The 17,637-nt window shown below is 59.2% G+C and carries 13 protein-coding genes; 6 read left to right on the forward strand and 7 right to left on the reverse strand.

Annotation, left to right across the window (positions count from 1 at the left end):
- Positions 1 to 174 precede the first annotated feature (174 nt).
- The 5 genes from cueR to PEL8287_RS05295 form a co-directional block, all read right to left on the reverse strand.
- A complete protein-coding gene (gene cueR, locus PEL8287_RS05275; protein WP_085891298.1) occupies positions 175 to 561 on the reverse strand; it encodes a Cu(I)-responsive transcriptional regulator in 387 nt (128 codons plus the stop codon).
- Positions 558 to 3,029 (reverse strand): heavy metal translocating P-type ATPase, encoded by a 2,472-nt coding sequence (locus PEL8287_RS05280; RefSeq protein WP_085891299.1) that lies wholly within the window; start codon positions 3,027 to 3,029, stop codon positions 558 to 560. Before PEL8287_RS05280 ends, cueR begins: the two co-directional genes overlap by 4 nt.
- A 122-nt stretch (positions 3,030 to 3,151) precedes the next feature.
- On the reverse strand, positions 3,152 to 3,562 hold the full coding sequence (locus PEL8287_RS05285; protein WP_085891300.1) for a PaaI family thioesterase: 411 nt from the start codon (positions 3,560 to 3,562) through the stop codon (positions 3,152 to 3,154).
- Positions 3,559 to 4,587 carry a phosphotransferase family protein gene (locus PEL8287_RS05290; protein WP_085891301.1) on the reverse strand — a complete coding sequence of 343 codons (1,029 nt, stop codon included), beginning with the start codon at positions 4,585 to 4,587 and terminating at the stop codon, positions 3,559 to 3,561. The genes PEL8287_RS05285 and PEL8287_RS05290 overlap by 4 nt, the downstream gene beginning before the upstream one ends.
- A complete protein-coding gene (locus tag PEL8287_RS05295; RefSeq protein WP_085891302.1) occupies positions 4,584 to 6,227 on the reverse strand; it encodes a long-chain fatty acid--CoA ligase in 1,644 nt (547 codons plus the stop codon). Before PEL8287_RS05295 ends, PEL8287_RS05290 begins: the two co-directional genes overlap by 4 nt.
- A gap of 177 nt (positions 6,228 to 6,404) precedes the next feature.
- Here PEL8287_RS05295 and rpe point away from each other — a divergent pair, with 177 nt between their 5' ends.
- Both rpe and smc read left to right on the forward strand, forming a co-directional pair.
- On the forward strand, positions 6,405 to 7,103 hold the full coding sequence (gene rpe, locus PEL8287_RS05300) for a ribulose-phosphate 3-epimerase (RefSeq protein WP_085891303.1): 699 nt from the start codon (positions 6,405 to 6,407) through the stop codon (positions 7,101 to 7,103).
- Positions 7,104 to 7,656: 553 nt separating this feature from the next.
- On the forward strand, positions 7,657 to 11,112 hold the full coding sequence (gene smc / locus PEL8287_RS05305) for a chromosome segregation protein SMC (RefSeq protein ID WP_085891304.1): 3,456 nt from the start codon (positions 7,657 to 7,659) through the stop codon (positions 11,110 to 11,112).
- 279 nt (positions 11,113 to 11,391) lie between these two features.
- Here the strand turns inward: smc and PEL8287_RS05315 are convergent, their stop codons facing one another.
- On the reverse strand, positions 11,392 to 12,651 hold the full coding sequence (locus PEL8287_RS05315; RefSeq protein ID WP_085891306.1) for a urate hydroxylase PuuD: 1,260 nt from the start codon (positions 12,649 to 12,651) through the stop codon (positions 11,392 to 11,394).
- 106 nt (positions 12,652 to 12,757) lie between these two features.
- Between PEL8287_RS05315 and PEL8287_RS05320 the strand changes: the two genes are divergently transcribed.
- A complete protein-coding gene (locus PEL8287_RS05320) occupies positions 12,758 to 13,669 on the forward strand; it encodes a LysR family transcriptional regulator (RefSeq protein WP_085891307.1) in 912 nt (303 codons plus the stop codon).
- Between the two features lie 26 nt (positions 13,670 to 13,695).
- Here PEL8287_RS05320 and uraH read toward each other — a convergent pair whose 3' ends face one another.
- Positions 13,696 to 14,049 (reverse strand): hydroxyisourate hydrolase, encoded by a 354-nt coding sequence (gene uraH / locus PEL8287_RS05325; RefSeq protein WP_085891502.1) that lies wholly within the window; start codon positions 14,047 to 14,049, stop codon positions 13,696 to 13,698.
- 153 nt (positions 14,050 to 14,202) lie between these two features.
- On the opposite strand from uraH, the gene puuE reads away from it, so the two are divergent.
- Genes puuE through PEL8287_RS05340 form a run of 3 tightly spaced genes read left to right on the forward strand, consistent with a single transcriptional unit; the run spans position 14,203 to position 17,611 of the window.
- Entirely contained in the window at positions 14,203 to 15,621 is a 1,419-nt protein-coding gene (gene puuE / locus PEL8287_RS05330) for an allantoinase PuuE (RefSeq protein WP_085891308.1), read from the forward strand.
- Complete coding sequence (locus PEL8287_RS05335) at positions 15,618 to 16,139, forward strand: ureidoglycolate lyase (protein WP_085891309.1); 522 nt, start codon at positions 15,618 to 15,620, stop codon at positions 16,137 to 16,139. Before puuE ends, PEL8287_RS05335 begins: the two co-directional genes overlap by 4 nt.
- A 29-nt stretch (positions 16,140 to 16,168) precedes the next feature.
- A complete protein-coding gene (locus tag PEL8287_RS05340) occupies positions 16,169 to 17,611 on the forward strand; it encodes a uracil-xanthine permease family protein (RefSeq protein WP_085891310.1) in 1,443 nt (480 codons plus the stop codon).
- Positions 17,612 to 17,637 lie beyond the last annotated feature (26 nt).

Here is a 17,637-nt window from a genome sequence, read left to right on the forward strand (position 1 = left end):
CCAAATTGGCTTGGCATATCAATATGGGACATGCTGGTCATTGGCGTGATAAATTGGATGAAGACGTGCCTTTACCCAAAGACTCCAAGCATTTTCGATCTGGAATAATGTATATCTAATACAAGGGTGGTGATGGGCTGGAAGGTCCCGGACACAATCGTTGTGTTTAGAAACTCAACCCGAAGCCAGATCCTTCAGGATCGGGCAATCCGGGCGGTTGTCGCCCGCGCATTCCTGTACCAGATGCGTCAATGTTGTCTGCATTGACTGAAGCTGCGCTATCTTCTCTTCAATCTGATCCAGATGCTTTTTCGCCAGCCGTTTGACATCTGCACTGGCGCGATCCTCGTCCTCGTAAAGCGCCATCAGCGTCCGGCAATCCTCGATCGAGAATCCCAGGGCGCGGGCGCGGCCCAAAAAGGCCAGTTTGTGAAAATCAGCTTCGCGGAAAACGCGGTATCCGTTGGTGTCGCGCAGGGGACGGATCAGTCCGATTTCCTCATAATAGCGGATGGTCTTGGCGGGCAGGCCCGTGCGTTTTGCCACGTCTCCGATATTCATGCGGCCCTCGGTTCATCTGCGGCGCTCTGCATTGCGGGGCGTATCCCGCGCAGACGCAAGGCATTGCTCAGCACAAAGACCGAGGATAGCGCCATTGCACCCGCCGCCAGCATTGGCGACAGCATCATGCCAGTCACCGGGTATAGCGCGCCTGCGGCCACCGGGATCAGCGCTGCGTTATAGGCAAAGGCCCAGAAAAGGTTTTGCCGGATGTTGCGCATTACCTGTCGTGAAAGATGCAGCGCATTGACCACACCTGCCAGATCGCCGGACATAAGCACAATATCCGCGGCCTCAATCGCCACATCCGTGCCCGTTCCCACCGCCAGACCGATGTCGGCCTCGGCCAGCGCAGGCGCATCATTTATCCCGTCGCCGACAAAGGCTACAGGGCCAAAACGTTCGCGCAGACCCGAGATGGCCGCGACCTTACCATCTGGCAATACCTCGGCTTCGATATGATCGATGCCCAGTTCGGTGGCAATCGCCTGTGCTGTGGCGGCGGTGTCGCCGGTGATCATCGCCACCTTCAATCCCTGGGCGTGCAATTGCTTGACCACTGCGCGGCTGGTTGGTTTCACAGGATCCGCCACGGCCAGCACGGCGGCCAGTTGGCCGTCGATGGCGGCAAACACGGGGGTCTGGCCCTTGGCCGTCAAGTCTTCGACCACACCCGCAAATCCATCAATGGCCACGTCCTCGCGTGTCATCAGGCGCTCGGCGCCGACCAACATGTCACGGCCTTCGACGCAGGCCTGCAATCCATAGCCGCTGATTGCGGTGAATGTTGTCACCTCGGGCAGGTCCATTCCCTTGGCGGCGGCTTCGATCGCGCGGGCTATGGGGTGTTCTGATTTGCCTTCAACCGCCGCCACCAGGCGCAGCACGGTATCATGCTCAAAGCCTTTTGCCAGTTCGATCCGTGTCACTGTCGGGTGCCCTTTGGTCAGCGTGCCGGTCTTGTCAAAGGCCACTACGCGGGCCTCGTCCAGTTGCTGGAGTGCGTCGCCCTTGCGAAACAAAACCCCCAGTTCCGCCGCACGGCCCGTGCCCACCATGATCGACGTTGGCGTGGCCAGACCCATGGCGCAGGGGCAGGCAATTATCAGCACCGACACACCTGCAACCAAGGCATAGGTCAGTGCGGGTGTAGGGCCAAAGGCAAACCAGGTCGCGACCGTCAGCAGCGCCAGTGCAATGACCACCGGCACAAAAATGCGTACCACCTTGTCGGCCAGGGCCTGTATCGGCAGCTTGGCGCCCTGTGCCTGTTCAACCATGTCGATGATCCGCGCCAGAACCGTGTCACGGCCCACTTTTGTGGTTCTGAAGGCAAGCGCGCCTTCGCCGTTGATCGTGCCACCGATGACCTCTGCTCCGATGGTTTTCTCTACCGGCACCGGCTCGCCCGAGATCATGCTTTCATCGACGTAGGAGGCACCTTTTGTTACCTCGCCATCCACAGCAATCTGTTCGCCGGGGCGGACATGTACGATGTCGCCCACGGCGACCTCATCAATGGCCAGATCGATGATCTCGCCCTTGCGCTCGACCCGCGCAGTTTTGGGCTGCAGGCCGATCAACTTCTGGATCGCGGCGCCGGTGCGCCCCTTGGCCCGGGCTTCCAGCCAGCGACCCAACAGGATCAGGGTGACAATGACGGCAGCTGCCTCGAAATACACCGCGCGCGTGCTTTCGGGCAGCAAGGCGGGTGCGAAAAGTGCCAGGGTTGAAAATGCCCAGGCCGCCGAAGTGCCAAGGGCGACGAGGCTGTTCATATCCGGCGCGGCTTTCAGCAAGGCCGGGATGCCTTTGGTGAAAAACTGGCGGCCGGGCCAGATCAGTACCAGCGTGGTCAGCACAAATTGCAACAGCCACGACGTTTCACGGCCAATCGTGGCATCAACCCACCCCCGCATGCCGGGAATGAAATGGCTGCCCATTTCGATCACAAAGACCGGCAGGCTAAGGGCAGCCGCGATCAGTGTCATTTGCCGGGCGTGATCAATCTCGGCCTGCCGTCGTGCAGCCTGATCATCGCCCGTGCCGTCTGCCGGACGGGCAGGATACCCCGCCTCGGTCAGTGCGCGCGCCAAAGCGCCGGGGGTGGTTGTGCCGGTCAGATAGTGCACCTGTGCTGTCTGGGTGGCCAGATTGACTGATGCCTCAAGCACGCCGGGCACACCTTGCAACGCCGCCTCGGCCCGGCCTACGCAAGAGGCACAGGACATGCCGCTGACGGCCAGAGTGATAGCGGCTTCTCTGGCCGGATAGTTGGCCGCCTTCAACGCCGACGTGACGTCGTGCAGATCACCGCCGTCCAGCACCATCTGTGCCGTCCCTGCCGCGAAATTGACTGACACATCGCTGACCCCTGTTACGCCCTGCAGGGCCCGTTCGGCCCGCCCGGCACATCCCGCGCAGGACATGCCTTCGATTTCTATCCTGACCATGTTGGGTTTAGACATTGCGGCCTCTTCTGGCTGTCGTGTGGACTACAGATAGGGGTTCCAGTCACGGGAAGGTCAAGGGGCAACGGCGAAAATTCGTGCAGGTTTGCCGGCAAGGCGTTCCGCAACGCAACTTGGTCTTAGCTGTTGCGATACCGAAACACACCGGTCGCCGTTGCAATGATGGTGCCCTGTGCGTCGGTCACGCGCCCTTCGGCGAAATAGGTCTTTCTGCCGCCGCCGGTTCGCCAGCCTTCGGCAACCAGCACCGCGCCCTGCGCCTGTGCCAAATAGTTCACTGTCATTGACAGGGTCAGTGCCATCTGTTGCAGGTCGGGATCACCGGTATAACAGCCGGCAAATCCCATGGCCGTGTCCAGCAGCGTCGCATGCACGCCCCCATGTGGAAGGCCCTGACGGTTCAACAGGAAATCGCTCAGCGGGGCCTCGATCCGCGCATAGTCGGGCTTCCAGCTGGTTAAGGTAATGCCCAGATGCCTGGCCAGGGCCGAGGGTTCTTCAATCAGGCACGGATCAAGGTCTTCTCTCATGCGATTCCTTTCGCAGCGGCCAGCCCGCCACGCGCAAATTCAGGTACGTACGCGCCCAGTTGCAGCCCGCGTTTCGGATCACTTGCATTGCCGTCCAGCGCACGTTTCTTCACGCCCTGCAATATGGCGGCCATGCGGAAATAGCAAAACGCCAGGTAGAATTCGAACCGCTTTATCCCACTTAGCCCGCGGCGGTGGCAGTATTCTGTGACAAAGCGCTCATCGCTCCAAAGGCCCAGCTTTTCGCGATCAACCCCTGCCAGCCCGCGCCCCTCAGTCGTGGCGGGCATTGACCATTGCATGATCACCGCCGCCAGATCGGCATAGGGATGCCCTATGGTCGAAAGCTCCCAATCCAGCACCGCCAGGCAATCTGGTCCGTTCTGTGCAAACAGAAGATTGTCCAGACGGTAGTCGCCATGTACCAGTGTGCGCTGGCCATCGTCATCGGGCATGTTGGTGTCCAGCCAGTCGATCAGTGCCGTCATATCGGCAAGATCTTCGGTTTGCGATGCGTGATATTGCTTTGTCCAGCGATCCAATTGGCGTTGATAGTAGTTGCCTGTGGGTCCGAAATCGCTCAGCCCCACAGCGTCAATATCGACGTTGTGAATTGCAGCCAGAACGCGGTTCATCTCATTCATTAGCGCGTCGCGCTCGGTCGGATCAAGATCAGGCAATGAGGGTTGGTCAAAGTTGCGACCCGGCACCTCGTCCATCAGGTAAAAAGCAGCTCCGATCACGTTATCGTCTTCACAAAGCAGATGCACCCGCGCGACCGGTACATCCGTGTCTGCGAGGGCCTGCTGCACGCGAAACTCGCGGTCCACTGCATGGGCTGATTTAAGCAGCACACCGGGCGGTTTGCGCCGGAGCACGTAGTTGCCAGACCGCGTTTGCAACCGGTAAGTGGGGTTCGATTGACCACCGCTGAATTTGGTTGCTGTAACTGGCCTGTCAAACCCGGGCAGACGTCCTGCAACCCAGGCGGAAACCGCTGCCGTGTCCAACTGGGTGTCGCTCATGTTTGCGCCTCCCGCAGATCTGGCAACCTGTAATCGGCAAACTGCTCGCGTAGCGAGAGTTTTGAGATTTTGCCGGTGGCGGTCAGAGGCAGGGCGTCAACATAGACCACATCATCCGGCAGCTGCCACTTGGTAAAATGCGGGGCCATGTGGGCGTGAAGATCCCCAAGCGAAGGGCGTTTATCGCCTGCGGCAACCGCGACCAGAATCGGGCGTTCATCCCATTTTGGATGCGGTATTGAAATGACGGCACAGGATAAAATTCCGGGATGTGAGACCGCGGCGTTTTCGAGATCGATCGAGCTGATCCATTCGCCGCCCGATTTGATCAGGTCCTTGGCCCGGTCACGGATCACCAGTTGTCCTTCGGGACTGATCGAAGCCACATCACCGGTGCCAAACCAGCCTTCCGCGTCCATTGCAGCCTTGGTTGCCGCGTCGTTTCGGAAATAGCCGCGGATGATGGTACTGCCGCGCACATATAATTCACCTCTGGCGTCACCGTCATGCGGCTGACGCTGGCCTTCGTCATCCACAATCTTGAACTCTACCCCGAACAGCCGCCGCCCGGCACAGGCCTTGGCGGCGATACGGTCTGCCGCTGGTGCATCCTGCAGGGACGGGGGCAGCATGCCATGGCTGCCGATCGGGCTCATCTCGGTCATGCCCCAGGCCTGGCTGACCGTTACACCGCGCGCCTCATAGTCTTCGATCATTACCTTTGGCGCGGCCGAGCCGCCGACCACCAGATCATCGAACTCCTCGGGCACGCGCCCCTGTTTTTTTATTTCTTCCAGCAGTCCGGCCCAGACGGTGGGCACGCCCCAGGCCGAATAGACCTTTTCGGCATCCATCAGGCGGAACAGGCTTGCCCCATCCAGATTGCCCCCGGGCATGACCATCGTCATGCCGCGCAACGGTGCAGTATAGGGCAGGCCCCAGGCGTTGACATGAAACAGCGGCACTACCGGCATCACCCGGCGCCCGGCCTCAAAGCTGCGGGTTTGCCCGGTGGGGACCATCAGCGCATGCAGCACGGTGGAGCGGTGCGAATAAAGCGCCCCCTTCGGGTGGCCCGTGGTGCCTGAAGTATAGCAAAGACCCGAGGCGGTATCCTCGGGAAACTCTTTCCAGTCAAAGGTTTGATCGTGCGGCGCAAGCAGGTCCTCGTAACACAGCGCGTCCAGTACTGTGTCGGGCATATGCGCCCGGTCGGTGAGGATCACAAACGTCAGTTCACGGGGTAACTGGTCACGCAGGTCTTCGACGATGGGCACGAAAGTGGTGTCGATAAACAGCGCCCGGTCGCCGGCATGGTTGATGATATAGACCAGCTGCTCGGCACTCAGGCGCGGATTGATCGTGTGACAGACAGCCCCAATGGCCGAAGCGCCGTAATATAGTTCAAAGTGGCGGTAGCCGTTCCAGGCCAGTGTCGCAACACGGTCACCCAGATTTATACCCATACTTTCAAGAGCATGGGAAAGTTTCGCCACCCGACCCAGTGTTTCGGGATAGCAAGCGCGGTGAATGTCGCCCTCGGTGCGGACCGAGATAATGCCCTGATCCGGCCAGGCCTCGACGGCATAGGTCAGGATGTCGATGATCCTCAGGGGGCGGTGCATCATCATCGCTTGCATTTTGGGCCTTTCGCGGTTTCAGGGCTGACGGTTACATAATGACGCGGGCGGATCAATTCTGAATACGTGTCAGGGACTTACGTCAATGGCATGTTGTGGCAGGATCGGGGGGTCTTGACCTTGGTCGTTTCACGCCGCATGTGCAGGGGGCGTCCCGCTGCTGACAGGAGACTAAGGATGACTTTTGACCGTTCCATCAAGATTGCCCCGTCGATTCTTTCGGCTGACTTCGCCAATTTTGGTCAGGAAATTCAATGCATTGAGGCGCAAGGGTGTGATTGGGTGCATGTCGATGTGATGGACGGGCATTTCGTGCCGAACCTGACTTTCGGGCCGCCGTTGTTGAAGGCTATTCGCCCGCATATCAAGACGGTGATGGACGTGCACCTGATGATTTCCCCGGTAGATCAATACATTAGCGCATATGCGGATGCCGGTGCCGATGTGCTGACGGCGCATCTTGAAGCCGGGCCGCATATACACCGAACCTTGCAGGCCATTCGTGGCGCGGGGTGCAAGGCGGGTCTGGCGCTGAACCCCGGCACCGGGATCGAAGATGTTGATTACCTGCTGGATATGGTCGACCTGATTTGTGTCATGACCGTTAATCCCGGTTTTGGCGGGCAGAAATTCATTCACAGCCAGATAGATAAGGTGCGGAAATTGCGGGAAAAAATTGGCGATCGTCCGATCCATATAGAAATCGACGGTGGCATAACCCCCGAAACCGCGCCCCTGATGGCCGAGGCCGGGGCAGATGTTCTGGTTGCCGGATCGGCGGTCTTTGGCGGGGGCAGCGTTGATAACCCTGACGTCTACGGCCAAAATATACGCGCCATCCGCAAAGCCGCCGAGGCCGCGCGACAAGAAAACTGAGAATCGTACGAAACGTACGATTTGTACGTGGATTTCGTACGCGATTGGGGCGGCTTTCCCAGGAGGGGCATTAATGGCAATTCTGCTTTTCCTTATGCATCGCCTAAAGGCCACCACGCGGTTTTTCCGGGCGGTGCGAATGGGTGACCCAAAACCCCATTTCCTGCCAGACAGGACGTGCCTGAAGACATCTGGATATTGTGCAAACCGGAAAGCAAACAGATAACCAACTGTATGTTGTCTGCCGTTGACCTGAAAGAAGGGCTGCTCAGGCTGGCGCTGGCAGGTCTCCGGGAACTTTGGGGAGCCTCACAATACCGGTCCGATGCCTGCGCTTGGACTGGCAGTGCCCTGTATTTCAGTGTGTCTGCTTAGGGCCTGGGGCTGGCATTTATCCTTTTCTCTGACTTCTGGCAGCCTGTTACGCAATATATTGTGGATAACTATCGCTTTTCATCCATATCGTGGGGTTAGCCGTTGACAGGGGCCTTTCGCCTTCGTCACATTTAACCCAGATAGGAATCACCGACCCTGCCATGACCCTGAGGTGCCTTTGCAGTTCTCAAAACTCAGACTGACCGGCTTCAAAAGCTTCGTCGACCCCACCGATCTGATCATCGCCGATGGTCTGACCGGTGTTGTGGGGCCGAACGGCTGTGGCAAGTCGAACCTGCTTGAGGCGCTGCGATGGGTAATGGGCGAAAACCGCCCCACCGCGATGCGTGGCGGCGGGATGGAAGATGTGATCTTTGCCGGCGCCGCCACCCGGCCCGCGCGAAATTTTGCCGAGGTTATGATCCAGATCGACAACTCGGACCGGTTGGCACCTGCCGGATTCAATGACTCTGATCAGCTGGAAATCGTTCGCCGCATCACCCGCGATGTGGGGTCGGCCTATAAGGTCAATGGCAAAGACGTGCGCGCCCGCGATGTTCAGATGCTGTTTGCCGATGCCTCGACCGGCGCGCATTCGCCGGCCCTTGTTCGTCAGGGGCAGATCAGTGAACTGATCAATGCCAAGCCCAAATCCCGCCGCCGTATTCTGGAAGAGGCGGCTGGTATTTCCGGCCTTTATCAGCGCCGCCATGAGGCCGAGCTGAAACTTAACGGGGCGGAAACCAATCTGGCACGTGTTGATGATGTGATTGAACAACTGGCCAACCAGTTGGCGCAGCTGGCGCGTCAGGCCCGTCAGGCGGCGCGGTATCGGCAGATCGGGGACGAGTTGCGCCAGGCCGAAGGCCTGCTGCTTTACCGGCGCTGGAAAGAGGCCGATCTGGCCCGAGCCGGTACGGAAGATGAATTGCGCGAACGCACCACCCTGGCCGCACAGGCCGAAGCGGCGGCGCGCGAGGCGGCAAAACTGCGCCTCAAATCCGACGACGCCCTGCCTGCCCTGCGCGAGGAAGAGGCGATTGCGGCCGCTGTCCTGCAACGGCTTCAGGTTCAACGTGACACGCTGAACGAGCAAGAGGCCAATGCGCGCGACCGCATTGAAACGCTGGAGCGCCGGATTGAACAGCTGGCCCGTGACATAGAGCGCGAAACCGGGCTTAACCGCGATGCGGGCGAAACCATCGAGCGGCTAGAATGGGAAGCGCGTGAACTGGCCAAGGCGTCCGAAGGGCATGATGCCCGGCTGGAGGCGGCGAATGCGTCTTCTCGCGAAGCCGCGCAGATTCTGCAGCAACGCGAAACCGACCTCAGCCAACTGACCGAGGATGTGGCCCGCCTGGCCGCCCGTCACCATTCGGCGCAGCGTCTGCTGGAAGACAGCCGCAAGACCCTGACCAAGAGCGAATCCGAGGCTGAGCGCGCCCGAGCCGCCGTGGCCACCTCGCAAGAGGCGCTGTCAAAGGCCGGGGCCGATTATGACGCCGCCCATATCGCCGAGGCGCAGGCCACTGCCGCCGCCGCCGCTGCCGAGGCCGCTTTGATCGCCGCTGACGAGGCCCGTACCGAGACCCAATCGCGCGAGGCCGAAGCCCGCGGCCATCGCTCAGAGGCTGAAGGCGAGGTCAACGCTCTGCGCGCCGAGGTTTCAGCTCTGGCCAAACTGGTGCAGCGCGACACCGCTGAAGGTGGCCAGATCATGGATCGCCTGCAAGTGGCGCAGGGCTATGAAAAGGCGCTTGGCGCGGCACTGGCCGATGATCTGCGCGCGCCCGAGGTTGATGCCGACGGCCCTTCAGGCTGGGCCGTGTTACCGGGATATGCCACCGCGCAAACCCTGCCTGACGGGGTTACTGCGCTGACCAATCACGTCTCGGTTCCCGAGGTGCTGACTCGCCGTATGGGTCAGATCGGCCTGGTCGATCCCGAAGACGGCCCGCGCCTGCAACCCCAGCTGAAACCGGGCCAGCGGCTTGTCAGCCTCGAAGGCGATCTGTGGCGGTGGGACGGGTTTCGCGCCTGGGCCGAAGATGCGCCCTCGGCCGCCGCTCTGCGCCTGCAGCAGCTCAACCGCCTTGAAGAACTCAAGCAACAGCTTGAACATGCTACCGCCCGCGCCGACGGGGCGCGGCAGGCCCACGAAACCCTGACTGCCAAACTGGCCAAGCACACCCAGCAGGACCGCGAGGCGCGCGACGCCCGCCGTGCCGCCGACACCGCAGTGAACGAGGCCAACCGTGCCCTGAGCCGCGCCGAGGCCGACCGTAACCTTGCCCAATCGCGGCTTGAATCGCTTGGTCTTGCCGTCACCCGACACGAAGAAGAGGCGATGTCGGCGCGCAAACAGCTGATCGGGGCCGAAAAGGGCCTGGCCGATCTAGGCGATCTGGAGGCCGCCCGTGCCGATGTCGAAGACATCAAGATGACGGTCGAGGCCGCGCGCATGATGATGATGACCAAGCGCTCGGCCCATGACGAGTTGCGCCGCGAGGGCGAACAGCGCACCCGCCGCATGCAGGAAGTGACCAAGGAAATCAGCGGCTGGCGTCATCGCCTTGAGACCGCCGAGAAACGCAGCGCCGAACTGGCTGAGCGCAAGGAAACCTCTCAGGTGGAATTGAAAGAAGCCTCTGCCGCCCCTGAGGAAATCGCCGCCAAACGCTCGGAACTTGGCAATGAGATCACCAAGGCCGAGGCCCGCCGCGCGGCTGCTTCCGATACGCTTTCCACCGCCGAAGGCGCCGCGCGTCAGGCCGTCGAGGCCGAGCGGAATGCCGAACGTGCGGCCAGCGAGGCGCGCGAGGCCCGCGCCCGCTCTGAGGCCCGCGCCGACGCCGCCCGCGAAACCCTGGCCCATGCTGCCGAACGCATCAGGGATGAGCAGGAAACCACACCTGACCAGCTGCTGGAACATCTTGGTGCGGACCCTGACAAGATGCCCGCCTCTGACGCGATCGAGGCCGATGTGAACCGTCTCAAGCGCCAGCGCGACGCACTGGGCGCCGTCAACCTGCGCGCCGAAGAGGACGCCAAAGAGGTTGAGGAAGAACACAACAATCTGGTGGCCGAAAAGACCGATCTGGAAGAAGCCATCAAGACCCTGCGCAGTGGCATCGCCAGCCTGAACCGCGAAGGCCGCGAACGCCTGCTGACCGCTTTTGAACAGGTCAACAGCAACTTTTCACTGCTTTTCAAACACCTCTTTGGCGGTGGTGAGGCCAATCTGGTGATGGTCGAAAGCGACGACCCGCTGGATGCCGGGCTTGAGATCATGTGCCAGCCGCCGGGCAAAAAACTCGCCACACTCAGCCTGCTGTCGGGGGGCGAACAGACGCTGACTGCGTTGGCGCTGATCTTTGCAGTCTTCCTTGCCAACCCTGCGCCCATCTGTGTGCTCGATGAGGTCGACGCACCTTTGGACGACGCCAATGTCGGCCGCTTCTGTGACCTGCTGGACGAGATGTGCCGCCGGACCGAAACGCGCTTTCTGATCATCACCCACCACGCTGTGACCATGAGCCGTATGGACCGCCTGTTCGGCGTCACCATGGCCGAACAGGGCGTCAGTCAACTGGTGTCGGTCGACCTGAAAAAAGCCGAACAGATGGTGGCCTGATATGCGAACGTTTGCCTGACGGCATTGCGAATGGGGTGGATTGCCCCGGCAACATCCGGCTTCGCAATGCGCCATAGTGCGGTTGTAATCGAATGCTTTCGAGAAGAGCGCTCTGAGCGCAAGCTACAAGACTCGGCCTTGTTTTGGGGAATAGCGTTTTTCAAGCCCACGGAATACGCGGATCTTATAGCCGGTCCTGAGGTTGAGCCCTGAGTATGTTCAAAACCACAAATCCCCGCCTACACCGACGGGGATTTGTGGTTTTGGTTTGTATCTTCTTTATTGAAAAGCAATTCTGAAGGGCATGTCTTGAGATGCGTTTTTGTACCATTGGATGATTGCCTTGCGTTCGGCGTCTTCCATGTATGAGACATTGGCCGGAGGCATGGCGGTGGTGACGCCGGCCTGCAGATAGATCTGGCGGGCGGCGCGGGCGATATCGGCCGGGGTTTCCAGCAGGATGTTCTTGGGGGCCCGGCGAATACCGTCATAAAAAGGCTCGCGGGCGTGGCACATCGAACAGCGGCCGGGCACGATGCTGGCGACCTCGTCAAACCCGCCGGCCGAGGCAAATACCTGTTCAGTTTTCGTCAGCGCGCGCGCCTGGGAGGTCTCGGGGCTGTCGTGCATCAGCGGGGCGGTTGAAAGCCACATGACCCCGATGAAAAGCAGCGCCGTCACCGCCCACGTCCACCATTTCATGCCCCCGCCTGCATGCATCGTGTTGAAAAAATGCCGGATCGTGACCCCCATCAGAAAGACCAGCGCCGCGATCAGCCAATTATATTCGGTGGCAAAGGCCAGCGGATAGTGGGTGGAGAGCATCAGGAACACCACCGGCAACGTCAGGTAGTTGTTATGGGTCGAGCGCAGCTTGGCTATTTTGCCGTACTTGGGATCAGGGGTGCGGCCCTCCTGCAGGTCTTTGACCACGATGCGTTGGTTCGGCATGATGATGAAAAACACGTTAGCGGTCATGATCGTAGCGGTGAACGCCCCCAGATGCAGCAGTGCCGCGCGGCCGGTGAATATCTGGTTGTAGCCCCAGGCCATCACCACCAGCAGCACGAACAACAGCACCATCAGCAAGGTCGGTTGTTCACCTAGTCTGGATTTGCACAAGAAGTCATAGATCAGCCAGCCAACGCTTAGCGAGGCCGCCGAGATAAGAATGCCTTGCCAGATCGCAAGATCGGCCTTGGCGGCATCTATCAGATAGAGTTCGGCCCCGGCCCAATAGACAACCATCAAAAGCGCTGCCCCTGACATCCATGTGGCATAGCTTTCCCATTTGAACCAGATCAGATGGTCGGGCATGTTTTCCGGCGCCACCAGGTATTTCTGGATGTGATAGAATCCGCCGCCATGCACCTGCCACTCTTCACCATGAGCGCCAACAGGCAGATGCGGCACCTTGCGCAGCCCTAGATCAAGCGCCACAAAGTAAAAAGATGACCCGATCCAGGCGATCGCGGTGATGACGTGCACCCAACGGATGGCAAAAGCCGCCCAGTCCCAAATGATTGCCAGATCGTGCATGTCAAACTCCCGAATATTCTTGATTTTCTACTACCGCAGTTATTCATTGTTCTGAAATACTGAAAAAATCCTAGCTGCTTCAATAGAAAGCTAATAATCTCATTTCATGGCTTATTTGGACAATATCAGAACCTTTGTGCGGATCTATGAACTGGGCAACATGTCGGCCGCGGCCCGTGATCAACGGATTTCGGCGGCGGTTGCATCTGCAAGGATTGCCCATCTCGAGGAACACCTGAACATCAGGTTGTTCCAGCGCACCACCCGGAGTTTGCATCCGACCGAACAGGGCACGTTGTTCTATCGGGGCGCCTGCAAGATACTGGAAGCCGTAGACGACGCCGAAGCGGAAATCAGCAATGTGACCAGCACACCGAGGGGGTCGCTGTTCATAGCGGCACCACTTGGCATGGGCAAACGGTTTATCGCCCCGGCGGTTCCCGCCTTTAACGCGCAATTCCCGCTGGTGAATATCCGGTTGCGCCTGTCGGACCGCAAGCTTGACCTTGCCGCAGAGGGGCTGGACGCCGCGTTTTTCCTTGGCCTGCCCGAGGATTCAACGTTGCGCATACGCAAGATCGTTGATTGCCCAAGGCTTTTGTGTGCCGCGCCCGAATATATTGCGCGCAAAGGCCAGCCCGACACCAGCGCCAGTTTGAGATCTGACAAACATGCCTGTCTTAATCTGCGCTTTCCGGGCGCACCTGAATTTCAATGGCCGTTACAGACACCAGATGGGGTCAAGCGCATTTCCGTGTCCGGCCCGTTTGAAACCGACGATGGTGATGTCCTGACCCAATGGGCACTGGAGGGGCATGGGATCATACTGAAGCCGCTGTTTGAGGTGGCCGAGTACCTTGGCAAAGGTCAGCTTGTGCCGGTGCTGCAAAACGAGCCGCCGATCCCGATTCAAATGGGGTGTCTGTACACCCACCGGCGGCGTCAGGACCCCAAAATTCGGCTGTTTATAGATTTTGTGGTCAACCACATCCTTGAGAAGCTGCCGAAGGAAATATGACGCCAGGCACGACGCCAGAACCTTTGTCAGCTGCCGCGGTAGGTGGCGTAACCGAACGGCGACAGCAACAGGGGCACATGATAATGGCTATGTTCAGACATGCCAAAGCGCAGCGGCACCACATCCAAAAAGCGCGGATCTTCGGCGGGGGTTCCGGTTGCAGTCAGATAATCGCCTGCATGAAACACCAGCTCGTACGTGCCAATGGCAAATTCCTCGTTAGGTAAAATCTGCTCGTCTGTGCGCCCATCGTCATTGGTTTCAAGCGTTTTAAGGAGTTTTCGCCCTTCAGCATCAATCCGGAAAAGCTCAATCTTCACGCCCTCTGCGGGGACGCCACGGGCGGTGTCCAGAACATGCGTCGTCAGATAGCCAGCCATTTTCATGCCTCAACGGTTTGCACTGCACCAATCATTGCCGATTTTTGCTCTAACTTAACACCTTACTCTTGCAAGTAACTCTTTCAAGATTTTCTGGAAAGTTGTTTTTATTATTTTGACATAAAACGAAATCAAAAAATCGGAGACTTTTTTATGACACGCTATCCTCGCGACATGCGCGGCTATGGGGGCCTGACCCCTGACCCGAAATGGCCAAACAACGCGAAAATTGCCGTGCAATTCGTAATCAATTACGAAGAGGGCGGCGAAAACAACATCTTGCACGGCGATGCCGCATCCGAGGCCTTCCTGTCCGAGATCGTTGGCGCCGCGGCCTGGCCGGGTCAGCGGCATTGGAACATGGAATCGATCTATGAATACGGCGCGCGCGCCGGGTTCTGGCGTCTGCACCGCTTGTTCACAGAGCTGAATATACCCGCGACGGTCTATGGTGTGGCCTCTGCCCTTGCGCGCAATCCCGAACAGGTGCGCGCCATGCAGGACGCCGATTGGGAAATCGCAAGCCACGGGTTGAAGTGGATCGAGTACAAGGATCATACGCCCGAGGCCGAAAAGGCCGATATGCTTGAGGCGATCCGCCTTCATACCGAGGTGACCGGCACCCGCCCACGCGGCTGGTATACCGGGCGGTGTTCGGCAAATACCGTCGATCTTGTCGCGGAAGAAGGCGGATTTGATTATGTTTCGGACGCCTATGCCGATGACCTGCCGTACTGGATCACGTCGCATGGCAAGGATCAGCTGATCGTGCCTTATACGCTTGATTGCAACGACATGCGCTTTGCCACGCCGCAGGGGTTCAACTCGGGCGATCAGTTCTTTGCCTATCTCAAGGACAGCTTTGATGCGCTTTACGCCGAGGGCGAGGCCGGTCAGGCCAAGATGATGTCGATCGGCCTGCATTGTCGGCTGATCGGGCGCCCGGGGCGGGTCATGGCGCTGCGCCGTTTCATGGAGTACGCCCAAGGGCATGCCGATGTCTGGTTCGCACGCCGGATCGAGATTGCCCGTCATTGGCATGATCACCACCCGAACGTCGCGTTTGAGCGCCCGTCTGAAATGACCAAAGAGGCGTTTGTCGCCGCCTTTGGCGGTGTGTTCGAGCATTCGTCCTGGATCGCCGAGCGCGCCTTTGATCTTGAGCTTGGCCCGGCCCATGATTGCGCAACGGGTCTGCATCATGCGCTTTGCCGGATGTTCCGTTCTGCATCGCATGCCGAGCGGCTTGGCGTTTTGACGGCACACCCTGACCTTGCTGGCAAGCTGGCCGCTGCAGGGCAACTGACCGCAGAAAGCACATCCGAACAGGCGGGCGCTGGGCTTGATATGCTTACCGATGCCGAGCGCGCGATGTTCCAGTCGCTGAACGCCGAATACGTCGCCAAGCATGGTTTTCCCTTCATCATCGCGGTGCGTGACAACACCAAGGCGTCAATCCAGCAGGCGTTTGAACGCCGGATCAACAACGATAGCGAGACCGAGTTTGCCGAAGCCTGCAAGCAGTTCGAGCGGATCGGCGAATGGCGTCTCAAGGACATGTTGCCGCAATGACCCGCCCGCTGACCCTTACACCCCTGACGCCAGAGGCGTTTGCGCCCTACGGCGACATCATCGAGCCGCGCGACGCGCCCACCAAGATGATCAATCAGGGCATGTGCGGCCGCCATCACGATCTGGCCGCGCTTGATTTCTCGGACGGGCGCGCCGGGATAAGCCTGTTTGACGCCAAGGCGCGCCACCTGCCGCATCTTGTGGATATGGTCGAGCGTCACCCCGATGGAAGCCAGGCGTTCGTGCCCCTCAACGGGGTGCCTTTTCTTGTGATCGTTGCCGATGACGAGGGCGGCGTTCCGGTGAACCTCAAGGCGTTCATCACCGGGCCGGGGCAATCCATCAACCTGCATCGCGGCGTCTGGCACGGGGTGCTGGCCCCGATTGGTGCGCCGGGACAATACATTGTGGTCGATCGCATCGGCGACGGCCCCAATCTTGAAGAACACTGGTTCGATGATCCGTTTGTCGTCGAGTCCATTGACCAAGCACTCTGGCAAAAAGAACCAGAGGCATAACGCGGACAGCTACGACAGGAGGGCTGATCATGGCTGATACTTCAATAGGGACGCCCGAACAGCTTCGCGATCCAAACTACTTCCCCGGTCTTGCACGTGGCATTCCCCTGGGAATTCAGCACGTTCTGGCTATGTTCGTTTCTAACGTGACGCCAGCGATCATCGTTGCGGGGGCGGCCGGGTTCGGCTTTGGTTCCAACTCACCTGACTTTCCCGAACTTCTGTATCTCATCCAGATGTCCATGCTGTTCGCAGGTGTTGCTACGCTTTTGCAAACGCTGACCGTCGGACCTGTTGGCGCGGCTCTGCCAATCGTGCAGGGCACATCCTTTGCCTTTCTGCCGATTATGATCCCGCTGGTGGCGGGCAAGGGCGTGGATGCGCTTGCAGTGCTTTTCACCGGCGTCATCATCGGCGGTTTGTTCCACGCCATGCTGGGGTCATTCATCGGCAAGATACGCTTTGCGCTGCCGCCGCTGGTTACGGGACTTATTGTTACAATGATCGGCCTCGCGCTGGTCAAGGTCGGCATTCAATATGCCGCCGGAGGCGTTCCGGCGAAAATGTCAGGGGCCGCGGAATACGGCTCTTTGCTGAACTGGTCTGCCGCACTGATCGTAATCTTTGTCACCCTGGGGCTCAAGTTCTTTACCCGTGGGATGCTGTCGATCTCGGCCGTTCTGATCGGGTTGGTTGTGGGTTACATTTATTGCCTGTTAGTAGGCATGCTTAGTTTTGACGACATTGCCGCCTCGTGGTCTCGTTCGGCTGCATTTGCCCTGCCTCAGCCCTTCAAATACGGGTTTGAGTTTTCGGCAGCGGCTGTTGTTGGATTCTGCCTGATGGCCTTTATCTCGGCGATTGAAACCGTGGGCGATGTCTCGGGGATCACCAAAGGCGGTGCCGGGCGTGAGGCCACTGATAAAGAGATTCAGGGCGCGACCTATGCCGATGGTCTGGGCACGGCTATTGCCGGGTGTTTCGGGGCCTTCCCCAACACCTCATTCAGCCAGAACGTAGGCCTGATTGCGATGACAGGCGTGATGAGCCGGCACGTGGTCACATGCGGCGCTGTGTTCCTGATCATCTGCGGCCTGATCCCGAAGGTTGGCGGCGTCATCCGCACAGTTCCGATCGAGGTTCTGGGCGGTGGCGTTATAGTAATGTTCGGGATGGTTGTGGCGGCAGGCATCTCGATGCTGTCAGATGTTGCCTGGAACCGCCGTAACATGGTGATCTTCGCGATCGCCCTTTCGGTTGGTCTGGGTCTGCAGCTGGAACCGGATGCGGTGAAATACCTGCCTGACACCGTGCGTATCCTAATGACATCGGGCCTTTTGCCAGCAGCGTTCATTGCCATTGTGCTGAATCTCTTGTTGCCGGAAGAACTGGCGGATGAAGCTACCGAAGAAGTTGCGGGCGGCATGGCTGGCCACGGCAAAGGGTCGCTGGCCAAAGACAACCACCTTTGAAAAAACCAATGCCCCGGGAACTAAGC

Origin of the sequence: Roseovarius litorisediminis (assembly GCF_900172295.1) — a bacterium.
Lineage (GTDB): Bacteria > Pseudomonadota > Alphaproteobacteria > Rhodobacterales > Rhodobacteraceae > Roseovarius > Roseovarius litorisediminis.

Coding starts and splice junctions, on each gene's coding strand:
- cueR (WP_085891298.1), bottom strand. CDS start 561: ATGAATATCGGAGACGTGGCAAAACGCACGGGCCTGCCCGCCAAGACC.
- PEL8287_RS05280 (WP_085891299.1), bottom strand. CDS start 3,029: ATGTCTAAACCCAACATGGTCAGGATAGAAATCGAAGGCATGTCCTGC.
- PEL8287_RS05285 (WP_085891300.1), bottom strand. CDS start 3,562: ATGAGAGAAGACCTTGATCCGTGCCTGATTGAAGAACCCTCGGCCCTG.
- PEL8287_RS05290 (WP_085891301.1), bottom strand. CDS start 4,587: ATGAGCGACACCCAGTTGGACACGGCAGCGGTTTCCGCCTGGGTTGCA.
- PEL8287_RS05295 (WP_085891302.1), bottom strand. CDS start 6,227: ATGCAAGCGATGATGATGCACCGCCCCCTGAGGATCATCGACATCCTG.
- rpe (WP_085891303.1), top strand. CDS start 6,405: ATGACTTTTGACCGTTCCATCAAGATTGCCCCGTCGATTCTTTCGGCT.
- PEL8287_RS05315 (WP_085891306.1), bottom strand. CDS start 12,651: ATGCACGATCTGGCAATCATTTGGGACTGGGCGGCTTTTGCCATCCGT.
- PEL8287_RS05320 (WP_085891307.1), top strand. CDS start 12,758: ATGGCTTATTTGGACAATATCAGAACCTTTGTGCGGATCTATGAACTG.
- uraH (WP_085891502.1), bottom strand. CDS start 14,049: ATGGCTGGCTATCTGACGACGCATGTTCTGGACACCGCCCGTGGCGTC.
- puuE (WP_085891308.1), top strand. CDS start 14,203: ATGACACGCTATCCTCGCGACATGCGCGGCTATGGGGGCCTGACCCCT.
- PEL8287_RS05335 (WP_085891309.1), top strand. CDS start 15,618: ATGACCCGCCCGCTGACCCTTACACCCCTGACGCCAGAGGCGTTTGCG.
- PEL8287_RS05340 (WP_085891310.1), top strand. CDS start 16,169: ATGGCTGATACTTCAATAGGGACGCCCGAACAGCTTCGCGATCCAAAC.